General features: G+C 70.5%; 16 protein-coding genes. 4 read left to right on the forward strand and 12 right to left on the reverse strand.

Features of this window, described 5'->3' with window-relative positions; translation table 11 throughout:
- Positions 1–53: 53 nt before the first annotated feature.
- The 6 genes from ASC98_RS26700 to ASC98_RS26725 all read right to left on the reverse strand — a co-directional run bounded on the left by ASC98_RS26700 (position 54) and on the right by ASC98_RS26725 (position 5,635).
- Positions 54–314 (reverse strand): hypothetical protein, encoded by a 261-nt coding sequence (locus ASC98_RS26700; RefSeq protein WP_082542315.1) that lies wholly within the window; start codon positions 312–314, stop codon positions 54–56.
- Positions 315–433: 119 nt separating this feature from the next.
- The gene (locus ASC98_RS26705; RefSeq protein WP_157598265.1) at positions 434–1,336 is read right to left on the reverse strand and encodes an SHOCT domain-containing protein; all 903 of its coding nucleotides are present in this window, start codon (positions 1,334–1,336) and stop codon (positions 434–436) included.
- A gap of 110 nt (positions 1,337–1,446) precedes the next feature.
- On the reverse strand, positions 1,447–2,604 hold the full coding sequence (locus ASC98_RS26710; protein WP_056808705.1) for an ABC transporter ATP-binding protein: 1,158 nt from the start codon (positions 2,602–2,604) through the stop codon (positions 1,447–1,449).
- Positions 2,605–2,608: 4 nt separating this feature from the next.
- A complete protein-coding gene (locus tag ASC98_RS26715; RefSeq protein WP_056808704.1) occupies positions 2,609–3,472 on the reverse strand; it encodes a carbohydrate ABC transporter permease in 864 nt (287 codons plus the stop codon).
- Positions 3,469–4,383: a carbohydrate ABC transporter permease gene (locus tag ASC98_RS26720; protein ID WP_056808703.1), complete on the reverse strand. Its 915-nt coding sequence runs from the start codon at positions 4,381–4,383 to the stop codon at positions 3,469–3,471. Before ASC98_RS26720 ends, ASC98_RS26715 begins: the two co-directional genes overlap by 4 nt.
- 4 nt (positions 4,384–4,387) lie before the next feature.
- A complete protein-coding gene (locus ASC98_RS26725; protein ID WP_056808702.1) occupies positions 4,388–5,635 on the reverse strand; it encodes an ABC transporter substrate-binding protein in 1,248 nt (415 codons plus the stop codon).
- 306 nt (positions 5,636–5,941) lie between these two features.
- Here ASC98_RS26725 and ASC98_RS26730 point away from each other — a divergent pair, with 306 nt between their 5' ends.
- From ASC98_RS26730 to ASC98_RS26745, 4 genes are all read left to right on the forward strand, one after another.
- Entirely contained in the window at positions 5,942–7,171 is a 1,230-nt protein-coding gene (locus ASC98_RS26730) for an ABC transporter substrate-binding protein (RefSeq protein WP_162249353.1), read from the forward strand.
- 10 nt (positions 7,172–7,181) lie between these two features.
- On the forward strand, positions 7,182–7,913 hold the full coding sequence (locus ASC98_RS26735) for a response regulator (RefSeq protein WP_056820578.1): 732 nt from the start codon (positions 7,182–7,184) through the stop codon (positions 7,911–7,913).
- Positions 7,906–9,354, forward strand: a complete 1,449-nt coding sequence (locus ASC98_RS26740; RefSeq protein ID WP_056808700.1) for an ATP-binding protein — start codon at positions 7,906–7,908, stop codon at positions 9,352–9,354. The genes ASC98_RS26735 and ASC98_RS26740 overlap by 8 nt, the downstream gene beginning before the upstream one ends.
- A 394-nt stretch (positions 9,355–9,748) precedes the next feature.
- Positions 9,749–11,116, forward strand: a complete 1,368-nt coding sequence (locus tag ASC98_RS26745; protein ID WP_056808699.1) for an MATE family efflux transporter — start codon at positions 9,749–9,751, stop codon at positions 11,114–11,116.
- A 6-nt stretch (positions 11,117–11,122) separates the two neighbouring features.
- Here ASC98_RS26745 and ASC98_RS26750 read toward each other — a convergent pair whose 3' ends face one another.
- From ASC98_RS26750 to ASC98_RS26775, 6 genes are all read right to left on the reverse strand, one after another.
- Positions 11,123–12,502 (reverse strand): type II toxin-antitoxin system HipA family toxin, encoded by a 1,380-nt coding sequence (locus tag ASC98_RS26750; RefSeq protein WP_056808698.1) that lies wholly within the window; start codon positions 12,500–12,502, stop codon positions 11,123–11,125.
- Positions 12,499–12,801 (reverse strand): helix-turn-helix domain-containing protein, encoded by a 303-nt coding sequence (locus ASC98_RS26755; protein WP_056808697.1) that lies wholly within the window; start codon positions 12,799–12,801, stop codon positions 12,499–12,501. The genes ASC98_RS26750 and ASC98_RS26755 overlap by 4 nt, the downstream gene beginning before the upstream one ends.
- A 117-nt stretch (positions 12,802–12,918) precedes the next feature.
- A complete protein-coding gene (locus ASC98_RS26760; protein WP_235581404.1) occupies positions 12,919–14,016 on the reverse strand; it encodes a glycosyltransferase family 9 protein in 1,098 nt (365 codons plus the stop codon).
- Positions 13,998–15,149: a glycosyltransferase family 9 protein gene (locus tag ASC98_RS26765; RefSeq protein WP_235581405.1), complete on the reverse strand. Its 1,152-nt coding sequence runs from the start codon at positions 15,147–15,149 to the stop codon at positions 13,998–14,000. Before ASC98_RS26765 ends, ASC98_RS26760 begins: the two co-directional genes overlap by 19 nt.
- Positions 15,146–15,751, reverse strand: coding sequence for an HAD-IIIA family hydrolase (locus tag ASC98_RS26770; RefSeq protein ID WP_056808696.1), 606 nt, complete (start codon positions 15,749–15,751; stop codon positions 15,146–15,148). The genes ASC98_RS26765 and ASC98_RS26770 overlap by 4 nt, the downstream gene beginning before the upstream one ends.
- Positions 15,752–15,763: 12 nt before the next feature.
- Positions 15,764–16,732 carry a glycosyltransferase gene (locus tag ASC98_RS26775; RefSeq protein ID WP_056808695.1) on the reverse strand — a complete coding sequence of 323 codons (969 nt, stop codon included), beginning with the start codon at positions 16,730–16,732 and terminating at the stop codon, positions 15,764–15,766.
- Between the last annotated feature and the right edge of the window lie 5 nt (positions 16,733–16,737).

The raw sequence follows: 16,737 nt of genomic DNA on the forward strand, positions 1-16,737 counted from the left end.
TGCTTGCACCATCCGCTTTTTCTTTGGGCGTCTCTTTGGGGGGTCCGGGTTCTTCAGCAGTGCGCCAGCCGCGACGGCTCGGTGTGCGCGATCTCCCGACCCACCGACGCGGCATACGACAGCGCCGCATTGCGCGAGATCCAGCGGTGGCCGCCGGCCAGGCAGGTGTCGCGGTACACCTCGCAGGGCGTGTTCATCGCGCCGCGCACCCGGCTCACGACGACGGCGGCCGTGTAGCCGCGGCCGCGGCCGGTGTCCGAGGCCGCCACGTAGATCCTGAAATCACCCTCGTTGAACTGCTGATCGAACTGCATCTCGCGCTCCACGCCGGCAACCGCTGCCGCGAGGCGAGACTATGTTCGATGCGATGCGGCGAATCCATCCACCCGATTGATGCCCTCTTCGGGGGGCCGTGTCGGATCGGCGCGCCGGATCACAGCGCCTGCAGGATGTCCTTGCGCTTCTGCTTGTACTCGTCGTCGGTGATCAGGCCCTTGTCGCGCAGCTGCTTCAGCGCGGTCAGGCGGCGTTCGATCTCGTCGGCCTTCGCATCGGCCGGCTGGACGATCGGCGCGGCCGGTGCCGGCACCGGTGCCGCGACCACCGGCGGCGCGGCCGGCGGCGTCGCGAAGGTGGTGGCCGCCGCCGGCGGCGCGGCCAGCACCAGCGGCGGCGGTGGCGGTGCCACCGGCGCGGTGGTGGCCGTGGTCAGCGGCACCGTGAGCCAGTCGCTGCGGCGGTTGCCTGCACCGGCACTGGCCAGCTTCACGTCCGACGCCTTGGCGCGCGAGCCGGAGATGAAGTTCGGCGACATGCTGGTCGAGCGCACGATGTGCACGAAGTCGAAGGCGCTGTCGTGGGCGATGAAGTTCAGGTTGCCGCCTTCGATGAACAGCCGCGCGGTGACGGCCGTGGGCGGCGCCAGGAATCCCTCGCGCCGCGCGCTCGACACCAGCAGCACGTCATCGCCGGGCTCGGCGTTCGCGAAGGCCTGGGCGATCGGCTCGCTGATCTCGGCCAGTTCGTCGGCGTCGAACAGCGCCTGCGGCTTGCCGCGCGAATCGATCGCCTTGAACTGGCCCAGCGCCAGCCGCAGCGCGTCGACATTCAGCCGCACCGGGTGCTGGTTCTCCGGGGCGCCGGCCTCGCGCGCCAGCAGCTGCACGGTGGTGAACTCGCGGATGCGCCACAGGCGCCGCTTGGCCTGCGCACTGGCCGTGTCGGCCTGGGCGCCCAGCACCGAATCGAACAGGCCGGCCGCCTGTGCCGATTCCAGGTTGCTTGCGACGATGGCTGACACGACACCCAGCTTCAGCCAGAGAGATGCTCGTTTCACGGTAGGTCGGTCCTTGGAATGCGAGGGAAATCGGCGCGTTGCCGGTGCGTTGCCGAGGGGCAACGCCGGCGGCGCGGGTCGCATTGTAGTTTTGCAACAGGATCCCGCGCCTACGCGTTTGTCCGCGTCTGTCCCAGGGATTCCAGCGACTGCAGCCGCCGGTGCGCCCGCCCGTCCGCATCGAACACGTGCAGCGCCTGCGCCGGCGCGCACCAGGCCGCCCGGTCCCCCGGCCGGGCGCGGGTCAGCGCGCTGCCGCGCATCACCATTTCCTCGCCGCCGTCGGTGCGCATGTAGACCAGGTGCGACTCGCCGAGCTGCTCGACCAGCACCACGTCGCCTTCGAAGAAGACGCCGTCGCCGTGCCGCGCGGCGCCGGCCATCGCATTCGGCGCGACGGCGGTGAAATGCTCCGGCCGGATCCCGATCTCCACCGCCTGCCCGATGCGCAGCCCCTGCGCGTCGACCCGCGCCTTCGCCTGCGCTCCGCGGGCCAGCGCCAGCACCAGGCCGTCATCGCCGCTGGCCGACACGGTGGCCGGCAGCAGGTTGATCGACGGCGAGCCGATGAAGGTCGCGACGAAGCGGTTCGCCGGCTGCTCGTACAGCTCGACCGGCGTGCCGGCCTGCTGCACCCGGCCTTCGTGCATCACGACGATCTTGTCGCCCAGCGTCATCGCCTCGACCTGGTCGTGCGTCACGTAGACCATCGTCGCCTTCAGCTCGCGGTGCAGCCGCGCCAGCTCGACGCGCGTCTTCACGCGCAGCGACGCGTCCAGGTTCGACAGCGGCTCGTCGAACAGGAAGAGCTTCGGGTCGCGCACGATCGCGCGGCCGATCGCCACCCGCTGGCGCTGGCCGCCCGACAGCTCGCGCGGCAGCCGCTGCAGCAGGTGGTCGATGTGCAGCGCCTTGGCCGATGCCTCGATGCGCCGCTTGCGCTCCGCCCGGTCGGCGCCGTGCAGCTTCAGCCCGAAGGCCATGTTGTCGAACACGCTCATGTGCGGGTACAGCGCGTAGCTCTGGAACACCATCGCGATGCCGCGCTGCGCCGGCGGCAGGTGGTTGACGACCTGGCCGTCGATCGCGAGCTCGCCGCCGGTGATCTCTTCCAGCCCGCACATCATGCGCAGCAGCGTGGTCTTGCCGCAGCCGCTCGGGCCCACCAGCACGACGAATTCGCCGTCGGCGATCTGCAGGTCGACGCCCTGCAGCACGACGGTGTCGCCATAGGATTTCGAGACGTTGGTCAGCGTGACTTGGGTCATGGATTCATTTCACTGCGCCCGCGGTGATGCCGCGGATCAGCTGCCGGGAGAGCAGCGCGTAGACGACGAGCACCGGCAGCACCGCGAGCGACAAGGCCGCCAGCACCGCGTTCCAGTCGGTCGCGAACTGCCCGATGAACTGCTGCACGCCGAGCGTCAGCGTCTGCGTGCCTTCCGACGGCGCGAGGATCAGCGGGAACCACAGGTCGTTCCAGATCGGCACCATCGTGAACACGCCCACCGTCGCGACCGCCGGCCGCACCAGCGGCAGCACGACGCGCAGGAAGATCACGTACTCGCTGACGCCGTCGCAGCGTGCCGCATCCTTCAGCTCGCCCGGCACCTGGCGGATGAACTCCGACAGGATCAGGATCGCCAGCGGCAGCCCCTGCGCGACGTACACCAGCACCAGCGCGGTCAGCGTGTTGACGAGGTCCAGCGCGACCATGGTCTGCAGGATCGAGACCGAGCCGAGCCGGATCGGCACCATGATCCCGAACGCGAGGAACAGCGCGAGCAGCCGGTTGCCGGGGAACTTGTATTCCGTCAGCGCCCACGCGGCCATGGCGCCGAACAGCAGGATCAGCAGCAGCGAGCAGCCGGTGACGATCACGCTGTTGGCGAACATGCTGCCGATGGCCGCATTGCCCAGCACCTTGCCGTAGCCGACGACGCTCAGCGTCGCGGCGGTCGGCAGCCCGAGCGGGTCGTCGAAGATCGCGCGCCGCGTCTTGAACGAGTTGATCAGCACGATCACGATCGGGAACAGCACCAGCAGCGAGTAGCCGGCCAGCGTCAGGTGCACGAACACCGAGCGCGCGAGGCGCGACGGCTCGACCCGGCGGGCGGGCGTCGGCACGGCCGTCACAGCGCATACCTCCGCAGTCGCCGCTGCACGAAGAACAGGTACACCGACACGCCGGCCAGGATCACCAGGAACATCAAGGTGGCCAGCGCCGCGCCCATCGTCGCGCTGCCCGGCTGCGACTGGTAGCCGAAGAAGGTGCGGTAGAACAAGGTGCCGAGCAGGTCGGTCGAGAAGTTGGGGCCGGCCGACGCGCCCTTCACCGCGTAGATCAGGTCGAAGGCATTGAAGTTGCCGACGAAGGTCAGGATGTTGACCAGCCCGAGCGTCGGCAGGATCAGCGGCAGCCGGATCGCCCAGAAGATGCGCCACGGCCCCGCGCCCTCGACGGTGGCCGCCTCGACGATGTCGTCGGGAATCGCGATCAGCGCCGCGTAGATCAGCATCATCGGGATGCCGACGAACTGCCACACCGACATCAGCGTCAGCGTCGGCAGCGCACTTTCTTCCATGCCGAGCCAGGGCTCGAACCAGTGCTGCAGGCCGACGAAGCCGAGCAGCTTCTCGCTGACGCCCCACAGCGGCGACAGGATCAGCTGCCAGCTGAAGCCGATGATCACCACCGACAGCAGCGTCGGCAGGAACAGCACCGTGCGGTAGGCCGCCGCGCCGCGCACGCCGCGCAGCGACAGCAGCGCCGCCAGCACCAGCGCCACCGGGTTCTGCACCAGCGAGTGGATGACGAAGAACTCGACGTTGTTCACCATCGCGTTGCGGAAACTCTCGAACCACTGCGGATCGAGCAGCAGCGTGCGGAAGTTCTGCAGCCCGACGAACGACACCGCGCCGTCGGGCCCGGTGCCGTACGCGCTGAGCCGCAGCGTGTCGACCAGCGGCCAGGCGCTGAACGCGGTGTAGACCAGCACGGCCGGTGCGAGGAACACCAGCACGTGCCAGGGGAAGCGACGTCTCATCAGATCACTTCTGCGGGGCGTACCACTTGGCGAAGCCGCTCTGGATGCGCTGCGCCGCATCCTTCGGCGCGAGCTTGCCGTTGATGACCTGCGAGTTCACCGTCCACAGCTCGTTCTCCATGCTCGGCTCGCCGCGACTCATCACCTGCGCGTTCAACCGGATGGTCGACTTGCACTGCGCGCGCCAGCCGATCATCTGCCGCGCCACCGGGTCCTTCACGTCGACGCTGTGCTTCGCCAGCGAGAAGAAGCCGGTCGCCTTGTTGGTGTACAGCTCGGCGAACTCCTTCGACGCCAGCCAGGTCAGGAACACCTTCGCGTCGGCCTGGTTCTTGCCGGCCTTGTTGATGCCCATGCCGATGTCGGTGTGGTCCGAGATGTAGCAGGCGTCGCCGGCCTTGCGCACCGGCGGCGGGAAGGCGCCGAACTCGAAGCCGGGCTCCTTCTCGAAGTACGCGATGTCCCACGAGCCGGTCGGGTAGATCGCGGCCTTGCCCGAAGCGAACAGGTTCTGCGAATCGCCATAGGTCTCGGCCTGGTAGCCCTTGGGCAGGTAGGCGGCCCACCTGGCCATCGTCGCCCACACGTCGACGAACTCCGGGTCGGTGAACTTCTTCTTGCCGGCGATCAGTGCGCGGCGGCCTTCTTCGCCCTTCCAGTAGTTCGGGCCGATCCCGGTGAAGACGATCTGGCTGGTCTCCCACTGGTCGGCGGTGCCGAGCGCGATCGGCGCGACCTTGCCCTGGCCCTTGATCTTGTCGAGCACCGCGAAGAACTCCGCCTCGGTGGCAGGCGGCGTGACGCCGGCATCCGCGAAGATCTTCTTGTTGTAGAAGAAGCCGTGGATCACCGACGCCATCGGCATGCAGTAGGTGTCCTTGCCGTCGTCGGTCTGCCACGCGACCTTGGCCGAATCGGGGAAGTTCGCAAGGCCCGGTTCGCCGTCGAGCTTCGCGAGGCGGCCCTTCTTGTACAGGTCGAGCGCGACGTCGAACGGGCGGCAGGTGATCAGGTCGCCGGCGCTGCCGGCCGACAGCCGCGCGCTCAGCACCGAGTTGTATTCCGGCGGCGCGGTCGGCGAGTACTTCACCGTGATGCCGGGGTGCGATTTCATGAAGGCCGGCAGCAGCACCTCGTCCCACAGCGCCTTGTCGTCGGTGCGCCAGCTTTCGATGACGAGCGAGCCGGCCTGGGCGCTCGCGGCCAGGGCCAGTGCCGTGCAGGCGAATGCAGTTCGGGCAGTGCGTTTCATGAGCGGTCTCCTTCGGTGGATGAGCGTGTCGTGCAGGTCGAAAGGTCAAGCGGGGCGCAAGGTACCATCGGCCGCCGTGTGACACGAGGCCTGCCCGAGGGTCCGCGCCCGGCCCCGCCGCACGCGGCCAAGTGCTTGTCATTGCAGGGATTTCCCACCATGAGGCGACATCGCGCGCTCACTGTTCCTTACGCTGCCCTGCGCGCCTGCGCAGGGGCCGCGAAGGACCGTGCCGCGACCCTCGCCTTACACAACATTGCAATTCGTCGGCATTCGACAGGCGCGCTGCGCGGGTTTGCCCTGAGCTTGCTGCTGGGCTGCACCGCGCTCGGCGCGCAGGCGCAGACGCTCGACGTGCTGCACTGGTGGACCTCAGCCGGCGAGCGCCGCGCAGTCGACCAGCTGGTGCTGCAGCTCGACAGGCGCGGCATCGCCTGGCGCGACGCCGCGATCCCCGGCGGCGGCGGCGGCGGCGCGATGAAGGTGCTGAACAGCCGCGTGCTGGCGCGCGACCCGCCGGACGCCGCGCAGGTGATCGGCCGCACGCTGGCCGACTGGTCCGACCTCGGGCTGGTGCTGCCGCTCGACGAGGTGGCGCAGCGCAACCGCTGGAGCCAGTCGCTGTTCCCCCTGGTGCAGCGCGTGATCACGCACCGCGGTCGCATCGTCGCGGCGCCGCTCGGCGTGCACCGCATCAACACGCTGTTCTTCAACCAGCGGGTGTGGGCGCAGCTGAAGCTCGGCGCGCCGAAGACCTGGGGCGATGTCGAGCAGGCGGCGGCGGCGCTGCGCCGCGCCGGCATCGCGCCGTTCGCATGGAGCGACGAGCCGTGGCAGATCGCCACCGTGTTCGAGACGCTGCTGCTGTCCGAAGGCGGGCCGGTGCTGTACGCGGAGCTCGCTGCCACGCAGCGCTGGCAGGCCTGGCAGGACCCGCGTGTCGCGAAGGCCCTCGAGCGGCTGCGCTGGCTGCGGCGATTGAACGGCGAAACGGTGATCGAGCAGCGCTGGACCGCGTCGGCGCGCCAGCTGTTCACCGGCGACGCCGGCATGTTGATCATGGGCGACTGGACCGGCGGCGAGCTGACGGCCTGGGGCGCGCAGCCCGGCCGCGACTACGGCTGCGCGCCGGTGCCCGGCACCGCCGGCATGCACCTGTACAGCATCGACACGCTGGCGATGCTGGTCGGCACGAAGAAGCGCGAGGCCGAGCAGGAACGCATGGCCGAGGTCGTGGTGTCGCCGGCGGCGCAGCTCGCCTACAACCAGGCCAAGGGCTCGGTGCCGGTGCGCGACGACATCGACCCCACGCAGCTGGACGAGTGCGCGCGCGACTCGTGGCAGACGCTGAAGCGCGCCGACAGTCCGCTGCTGCCGAGCATCGCGCACCGCATGGCGGCCGACGAGGCCACCAAGGACGCGCTGGCCGATGCGCTGCACCGCTTCGTCAAGGACCCGGCCGTCACGCCCGCGCGGGCGCAGGAGCGCCTGGCGGCGCTGATCCGCAGCGCGGCGCGGGCGACACCTTCCCAGTGAATCGAGTGCCATGAACCTCGCCCGCAAGCGCACCATCCTCGCCGTCGACGACGACCAGAAGACCCGGCAACTGCTGAAGCTGTACCTGGAGAAGCACCAGTACGTGGTGCAGCTCGCGGCCGACGGGGCCAGTTTCCGCAGCGGCTTCGAGCGCTACCGCGACGAGTTGAGCCTGGTGATCCTCGACGTGATGCTGCCCGACACCGACGGCTTCGCGCTGTGCCAGATGGTGCGGCAGCGGGCGCCGACGCTGCCGATCATCATGCTGACCGCGAGCGCCGACGACACCGAGCGCATCGTCGGGCTGGAGCTCGGGGCCGACGACTACATCGGCAAGCCCTACAACCCGCGCGAGCTGCTGGCGCGCATCAAGGCCATCCACCGCCGCGCCGGCCAGGCCGAAGGCGGAGCGGCGGCCCGCTACCTGCGCTTCGCCGGCTTCCGGCTCGACCGGCTGGAGCGCACCGTGACCGGGCCGGACGGCCAGGCGCTGGCGTTGACCGCGATGGACTTCGACCTGCTGCGGCTGCTGGCCGAGCATGCCGGCGAGGTGATGGAGCGGGCGCGGCTGATGGAGCAGACGCGCGGCCGCGACCTCGGCCCGGCCGACCGCTCGCTCGACGTGCAGGTGAGCCGGCTGCGCCAGCGGCTGGGCGACGACGGCAAGCAGCCGGCGCTGATCAAGACGGTGCGCAGCAGCGGCTACGTGTTCTCGGTCGAGGTGCTGGCGTCGCATGACTAGGGTCTCGCTGCAGCGGCTGCTGCCGCGCACGCTGCGCGGCCGGATCATGCTGGTGATGGTGGCCGGCGTGCTGCTGAGCCAGCTGCTGGGCACCGCGATCTGGGCCTGGCAGCTGCGCGCGAATGCGCTGCGCGACGCGCGCGATGCCGCGCAGCAGACGGCGCAGAGCGCGGCCGGCGCGATCCGCTTCTTCCGCGACCTGCCGCCGCAGTACCGGCCGCTGCTGATCGAGCAGCTGCGCACGATGGGCGGCACGCGCTTCTTCGTCAACGTGAACCATGCGCGCGTGCCGACCGGTGCGTTCGCGCCGTCGAGGCTGTCGGAGACGGTGGTGCGCGGCGTGCGCGAGCGGCTGCTGGCGCAGGTGGGCGACACCACGTCGTTCGAGGCCGCGTTCGCGTGGCCGGACACGCTGGTGGTGGCCGACGACGGCCGCACCTTGCGCGAGCTGCCCGAGAGCTGGGTCGAGGCCTCGCTGCTGCTGCGGCCGCGGCCGGCGCCGCTGCTGGTGATCCAGGCCGAGATCGAGGCGGGCGGCTGGCTGTTGCTCGCGACGACCTTGCCGGACCCGTATTTCCTCGACAACGCGAACCCGTTGAGCAGCGACCGGCTGCTGCTGCAGGGCGCGACGCTGGTGACGGTGCTGCTGCTGGTGCTGCTGGTGGCACGCAGCCTGACGCGGCCGTTGTCGCGGCTGGCGCAGGCGGCGAGCGAGTTCGGCAACGCGATGCACCCGAACCCCGTGCCCGAGACCGGCACGGTGGAGCTGCAGCGCACCGCGAGGGCCTTCAACGAGATGCAGGCGCGCATCCAGCGTTTCGTCGAGGACCGCGAGCGGCTGTTCGGCAGCATCTCGCACGACCTGAAGACGCCGATCATGCGATTGAAGCTGCGCACCGAGCTGCTGGACGACGATGCGGTGCGGGCCGATTTCCATGAAGACCTGGACGAGCTGGACATGATGGTCAAGGGCGCGTTGCAGAGCGTGAAGGACAGCGACGTGCACGAGAACCTGGCCGAGGTGCGGCTGGACCGGCTGGTCGAGCGGCTGACCTCGGCGGCGCTCGCGTCGGGCGCGAAGATCACGGTGTCGCTGCCGCCGATCGCGGTGACCGGGCGGCCGCTGGCGCTGAAGCGTGCGTTGGGCAACCTGATCGACAACGGGCTGCGCTACGGGCGCGAGCTCGAGGTCGGTGCCGAGCTGGGGGACGGCAAGTGCTCGGTGCTGGTCCGCGACCATGGGCCGGGGTTGCCGGAGGATTCGCTGGAGGAGATCTTCGAGCCGTATGTGCGGCTGGAGCACGGGCGCCAGATGCATGCCGACGGATCGGGGCTGGGCTTGTCGATCGCGCGTCGCATTGCGCGCGAGCACGGCGGAGATGTGCGGCTGCGCAATCATCCGGATGGCGGGCTGGTGGCGGCGTTGAGCTTGCCGGCTTGAGCCTGTTTTCTTGCGCTTCGTTCTTTTGATGCGCGCGTTGGAAGCCGGCTTCGACAAGCTCAGCCCGAACGGACGGTGGGTTCAGCCGACCGACGAACACACTCGGTTCGTGCGTGGGGCGGCAGGGGGACTCCGGCTGGGGCGATTTCCGGGGCGACGAGAAGTGCGGTGACCGAGGGCGGCGCGCGCCAGCGCGCTTCGTGGACTGACTCATCGCCACTGTTTGACCACAGCGAACGAAGTGAGCGGCGGGAGTTTGGCGATGCGCCCTCGGGCACTGCGCTTCTCGTGGAGTCGGCGCCCCGCGCCGACCGCCCCGGCATGAGCCCCAGCCGGAGTCCCCCTGCCGTCCCACGCACGCGACCAGCACAAACACTGGCATCATCCCGACCCCATGACCCGTCCATCGATCGCCACCGACACGCGTCCCCTCTGGCGCATCTTCCTCGCCTTCCTCGGCCCGATGATCGTCGGCAACGTGCTGCAGGGCCTGTCGGGCACCTTCAACGCCGTCTTCGTCGGCCAGATGCTCGGAACAAGAGCCCTCGCCGCCACCGCCGCCGTCTTCCCGATCGTGTTCTTCTTCATCACGCTGGTGATCGGCATCGGCGCCGGCGGTTCGGTGCTGATCGGCCAGGCCTGGGGCGCGAAGGAGACGCACAAGGTCAAGGCCATCGCCGGCACGGCCATCACGCTCGGCTTCGGTGTCGGCCTCGTGATCGCGGTGTTCGGCGGCGTGTTCACCGAGCACCTGCTGCATGCCCTCGGCACGCCCGCCGACGTGGTCGACGATGCCATCGGCTACGCCCGGCTGATGATGCTCGCGATGCCCGGGCTGATGGTGTTCATCCTGATCACGCAGCTGCTGCGCGGCGTCGGCGATACCGTCACGCCGCTCTACGCCTTGCTGCTGTCGACCATCGTCTCGTGCGTGATGACGCCCGCCTTCATCCGCGGCTGGGGCGGCCTGCCGCAGCTCGGCGTCACCAGTGCTGCCGCCGCGTCCATCGTGTCGTTCATCGCCGCCCTGCTCTACCTCGGCGTGCACCTGCGCCGCGCCAAGCACCCGCTGTCGCCTGACCTGGAGCTGCTGCGCGCGCTGCGCATCCAGCCGCAGCTGCTGAAGCTGGTGCTGAAGATCGGCATGCCCACCGGCATCCAGATGGTCGTCATTTCGCTGGCCGAGATCGCGCTGCTCGCGCTCGTCAACGGCTTCGGCTCGGACGCCACCGCGGCCTACGGCGCCGTCAACCAGGTCGTCAACTACGTGCAGTTCCCGGCGCTGTCGATCGCGATCACCGCGTCGATCCTCGGCGCCCAGGCCATCGGCGCCGGCCGCACCGACAAGCTCGGGGCGATCACCCGCACCGGCGTCATCCTCAACCTCGCGATCACCGGCACGCTGGTCGTCATCGGCTACCTGTTCTCGCGCCACCTGATGGCGCTGTTCATCACCAGCCAGCCGGTCATCGAGCTCGCGCAGAGCCTGCTGCACATCATGCTGTGGAGCAGCGTCGTGTTCGGCTGCGCGTCGGTCGTCAGCGGCGTGATGCGCGCGTCGGGCACCGTGCTGGTGCCGATGTCGATCTCGATCTTCTGCATCGTCGCGATCGAGGTGCCGGCCGCCTACGGGCTGTCACGGCACATCGGCCTCGAAGGCGTCTGGTGGTCGTACCCGATCACGTTCGTCTCGATGCTGGTGCTGCAGTCGGCGTTCTACCGGCTGGTGTGGCGCCACGCGAAGATCCAGCGGCTGGTGTAGCCCCGGTCAGGGGGTCGCGGGCAGGCGCTTCGCGACCGAGGCCACCAGCGGATGCGCATGGAAATGCGCCAGCAGCCGCGACTTCTGCATCGCCGTCAGCGACGACGCCGCGATCATCGCCGGCCACTGCGTGCAGGCCGCCCGCACCGCGAGGCGGATGGCCGTCGCGGCCGGCTTCTCCGGGATGCGCAGCGCCGCGCAGAAGGCCCGCACCAGCGCCGGCGACAACTGCTGGCGCGGCCGCGGCCGGGCCTTGCCGGCGGGCGGGGCCAGCGCCGCCGGCAGCAGCGCCAGCGCATGGCCCTGGTGGCCGCTGTAGGCCGCGTACGCGACGATGTCGTAGGCGGGGCCCAGCCGCGGGTGCACGCCATCCGGGTAGACCAGCCCGATGTTCTTCAGGTGCATGTCCGGGTTGCCGAGCATCTCGTTGACGACCAGCCGCCGCAGCAGCTCGTGCACCGCCGGCTCGCCCAGGCTGTCGAAGCCCATCAGCACCGCGGCCACGTCGAGGCCGGTGCGCGGGCCGGCCTCGCCGCCGGTGCCGTACTTGTCCTCCGGCATCACGCCCAGCACCTGCGCGAAATCCTCGCAATGCACGCGGCCGGTGTCGCTGCGGTCGTAGCGGCGCACCGCGAGGAACTGCGTGCGCGCATCGGCATCGCCCAGGTCGTAGCCGTGCCGCATCGCCAGCTTCTCCAGCGGCTCCAGCCACGCCTCGCAGACCTCGACGCCGGCCGCCGCGGCCAGCCGCAGCGACAGGTGCTCCACCTCCGGCAGCAGCGGCTGCGCCACCACCGGCAGCTTCGCGATGATGTGGGTGTCGTGGTCCTTGGTGCGGGCGACATAGCGGTCGCCGTCGCGCATCGCGCCGACCTTCGGCTGCACGCCCGACAGCGACACGCCGTCGTCCAGCGGATCGGCCGTCACCGACATCTCCAGTGCGTCGTGCTGCTGCGTGACGTAGCGCGCCAGCTCGTCGCGCGACAGCGCCACCGGCAGCGCGTACAGAGCCCCCGGCAGGTCGCGACCGCAGGCGGCGAGCATCTCGAAATGGTCGCGCGGGTCGCAGCCGCGCAGCTCGGCCACGCGGTCGCGGAACACGCCCTCGGGCAGCAGGTTCTGGAAGAACGCCGGCAGCAGCCAGCCGTTGCGGCTGGAGTGCCGGCCGTTGAAGTCGACCGAGCGCACGTCGCGCCACAAGGCCTGCTGCTGCACCGGCGAATCGGCCCACCACGCCGCCGACACGGTGGGCTGCGGCGCCGACTGGATGAAGCCTTCGTCGGCGACGAAGCGCGTGACGACCGCGTCGGCCGCCAGTTCGTAGCGGAACAGCACGCCGATGCGCAGCCCTTCGCCGCAGTGGATGCCCAGCGCCTTGACGTTCATTCGCGCGCCGGTGCCTGCACCGCCTGCAGCGCCGCGGCGACCCGCGACCTGACCTGCGGCGCATCGGTCTGCCCGGCATCGACCGCGGCGGCGGCGCCCTTCGGCACCAGCAGCAGCTCCAGCCCGAGCCGGTCGGCCAGCGCCAGCAAGGTGCTGAGCTTGAAATCCTGCCGGCCGCCGAGCACGTTGGTCAGCGTGCGCTGCGACAGCCCCGCCTGGGTGCGCAACGCGGCCTGCGTCCACGGCGAAGCGGCCAGCGCCTGGCGAAGAACGGCAGCGACTTCATCGGTGGATTTCATGGCATCAAAGTAGTTCAATACCCTTTGAAGGTACTTTGATGCCATTCTGGTGTCAAGGAAAATGGCAATCAATTGCCATTTTTATACAATAAACTACTTTAGTGCCACTTTCGATGCTCAGGCGGTCAAGCTCCCACCCGCGGCGTCCGTCACTGCCGTCAACGCCGACTGCAGCACCTGCTGCGCCGTCACGGCCCGCGCGCACGGGTGGCCGACCGGGCACGTCGCATGGTCGCAGGGCCGGCACGGCGCGTCGGCCCAGTGCACCTGGTGCCGGCTCGCATCCTGCGGCGCCCAGCGCGCCACGTCGGCACCCGCGCTGACGACGATGCTGCGCACGCCCAACGCGGCCGCCAAGTGCGACACGCCGGTGTCGTTGCACACCAGAAGGTGCGCCCGCTCCAGCAGCGCGCCCAGCGTCCACAGCGTGGTCCGGCCGACCAGGTTGATCGCCGGCCGCGTCATCGCGGCCGCGACGTCGTCGACCAGCGACGCCTCGCCGGCGGTGCCGGTCAGCACGATCCGGTGCCCCTGGCGCGCCAGGCCGTCGGCGACCAGCGCGAAACGTTCCGGCATCCAGCGCCGAGACGGCAGCTGCGCCCCCGCATGCACGCAGACGAACGAGCCCGCGTCGTCGACACCGGGCCAGGCCTCGCGCAAGGCCTGGCGGTCGCCGTCGCACAACGGGAACTCCAGCGCGCTGCCGCAACGCGCCACGTCCAGGTGGTCGACCAGGCTCAGCAGGCGCTCGATCTCGTGGCCGGCGGTCGGCCACGCCGCGTGCAGCAACGGCTCGGCGCAGTAGGCGCCCCGTTCGACGAAGCCCGCCAGGTGCTGCGCGCCACAGGCCGCCAGCAGCGGGTTCACGATGCGTCCGCTGCCGTGCATCTGCAGCAGCAGGTCGAAGCGGCGTTGCTGCATGGTTTGCAGAAAGCCCGGCAGCGCCGACAGGTCGGGGGTTCGCTCCGGCAGGCCCGGGTAGCCCGGGAACTCGATGAAGTCGTCGATCCAGCGGCAACGCTGCGCGAACTCGCGCGCCCACGGCAGCCCGATCAAGGTCAGTTCGCTGTCGGGGCAGGCCGTCTTCAGCGCGCGCCACGCCGGCACCGCGCACATCAGGTCGCCGAGCACCAGGGCCCTGAACACGCCGATGCGCCGCGGCGCGATGGCGTGCAGGTTCAGCCGCATCGCCGCGCTCACTGCACGACCGTCCACGGCGCCTGTGCCGCAGCCGCTGCCGCGCGCGGCAGCGGCCGGCCGTCGCGCATCAGCTCGCAGGCGGCCTCGGCCACGCGCTCGGGTGGCACCTTGCGCAGGCAGTCGTGGTGCAGCTGCGGGCAGCTGCTCTTCAGGCAGTCGCGGCACGGCACCTCGTGGTTCAGCACGCGCGACTGCGCCTGCCACGGCGTGTGCTGCGGATTCGTCAGCGCGTACAGCACCACCACCGGCGCACCGACCGCCGCCGCCAGATGGGCCGGCCCGCTGTTGTTGCACAGCAGCACCTGCGACTGCGCGATCAGCGCCGACAGCTCGCCGAGGTTCAGCGCACCGGCCAGCGACACCGCCGATGCGCGCAGCGGCGCAGCGAGCCCGCTCTCGACCAGCGCCAGCAGCGGCCGCTCGTCGGCCGAGCCGGTCAGCACCACCTGGCAGCCGGTCTGCGCGACGATCGCCGTCACCGCCTGCCCGAAGCGCTCGGCCGGGTAGCGGCGCGACGGCGCACTGGCACCGGGATGCACCACGAGGTAGGGCCGGTCCGGGTCGCCGCCGGCCTGCAGCAGCTTGCGTCGCATGGCCTGCGCATCGCCCGGCCGCTCGTGGAACACCAGCCCCCGTTCGCGCTCCCGCTCGTGGAAGCCGACGCTGTGCACCAGGTCGAGCTGGCGCTGCACTTCGTGGCGCATGCCGGTGCGGCAGACCTCGGTGTCGGGCACCCAGTCGCTCAGCAGCTCGTACGGGTTCTCGCGGCAATGCGCCAGCCGCAGCGGGATGCCGGCGAGCCGGCACATCAGCGCTGCCGGCAGCGCACTCTGCGTGCACACCGTGAAGATCACCGCGGCGTCGAAGCCGCCGCGCGCCAGCGTCGCGAGCAGCCGGCGGTCCGACAGCGCGCCCGCTGCCGGCGCTCCGCCTTTCATCCACGGCGCGTCGTAGACGATGACCTCGTCGATCGCCGGCACGTAGGGCCGCAGCGCCGCGCCGGCGCGCGAGCCGAGCAGCGTCAGGTGCATGCCGGGCGCCGACCGGCGGATGGCGGTCAGCGCCGGCGTGGTCATCAGCACGTCGCCGAGGTTGTCCAGGCGCACCGCGAGCACCTTGCGCGCGTCGCGCCAGCCCGGGGCCGTCACAACGCGCCCGCCACGGTGGCCGGCGCCGCGGCACGGCAGGCCGGCGACAGCGCGACGATCTGCCGCGCCGCGTCCAGCAGGTCGGCGGCGACGCAGGTCGGCTCGCGCCACGGCGACGCCCGCCACACCGTCTCGTTGCCGACGTCCAGCAGCACCGTGCGGCAACCGGCGCGGGCGCCGGCCTCGACGTCGTCGAGGATGTCCCCGACCATCCACGAGGCGGACAGGTGGATGCCGTGCCGGCGCTGCGCCTGCCGCAGCAAGCCCGGCTGCGGCTTGCGGCAGTCGCAGCCCGGTGCGTCCGCGGACGTCGCCGGCGCATGCGGGCAGGCGAAGAAGCCGTCGAGCACGACGCCGTGCTCCGCCAGGCGTGCGCACAGCGCCTGCTCCAGCCGTTCGAGCGCCGCCGCGTCGAAGCGCCCGAGCGCGATGCCCGGCTGGTTCGTCACGACGATCAGCCGCCAGCCGTGCGCGGCCAGCAGCCGCAGCCCGTCGATCGCATTCGGCGTGAAGCGCAGCAGCGCCGGGTCGACGTTCCACGGCACGTCCTCGACCAGCGTGCCGTCCTTGTCGATGAACACCGCGCGTTGCGCATCAGCCATGGCGAACTCCTGTCATGACGTCACGCAGCGCAGCGCATCCACCCAATCGGCGACGAAGCGCTCGATGCCGAAGCGCTGCCGTGCGGTCTCGCGCCCGGCCGCGCCGAGCCGCCGCGCTTCGCCCGGGTCGGCCAGCAGTTCGTGCATCCGGAAGATCAGCCGGTCGATGCGGGTGTCGATCACGCCGTTCTCGCCATCGCGCAGCACGCTCACCAGCTCGGTGGTGGCCAGCGCGACCACCGGCACGCCGATCATCATCGCCTCGATCACCGCGAGCCCCAGGCTGGTGTAGCGGATCGGGTTGAAGAAGAAGCGGTGCGCCGCCATCGTCGCCGGCAGCGCACTGTTGGCCACCTCGCCGAGCCCGCCGCAGCGCTGCGAGCCCATGCCGACCAGCGACAGCGGCACGTGCTGCGCCACCTGCCGGTACACGTCGTGGCCGAGCCGCCGGCCGCGCCGGTCGATGTCGTTGACGACCACGATGCCGCGCGCCAGCCCGCCGGTGTACGGCACCTCGCGCAGCGGCAGCACGCCGTGCTCGATCACGCGGTGCGGCGTGCTGCCGTTGTCCCACATCAGCGCGTTGAACGGCGTCACATGCACCAGCATCACGTTCGGGTCGGCGACCCAGTGCCGCGTGTCGGTCGGGTGCTGCTGCGGCGGGTCGTGCTCCAGGTAGAGGCGTGGCAGCCGGCGCTGCGCCGGGCTGAGCAGCTCGTGCTGCTCCTCGTCCCACGCACGGCGCGACTGGAACAGGATCGCGTCGAAGGGCATGTCGCGGACCTGCTCGACCGGCGCCTCGTGCACGTTCGCGCCCCACGGCAGCGTGCCGCTGCGGCCGCTGCGGTGCGTCGAACGGGCCGCGTCGGTGACGAGGTAGAAGTCGTGCGGCACCTGCGTCAGGTAATACAGGTAGTTGCCGTGCACATGCCAGGTCAGGATGCGCAGCGGTCGGTCGGTGCGGACGGTGGGCGCTGTCATCGGTG

The organism is Rhizobacter sp. Root1238, from assembly GCF_001425825.1.
Classification (GTDB): domain Bacteria; phylum Pseudomonadota; class Gammaproteobacteria; order Burkholderiales; family Burkholderiaceae_C; genus Rhizobacter.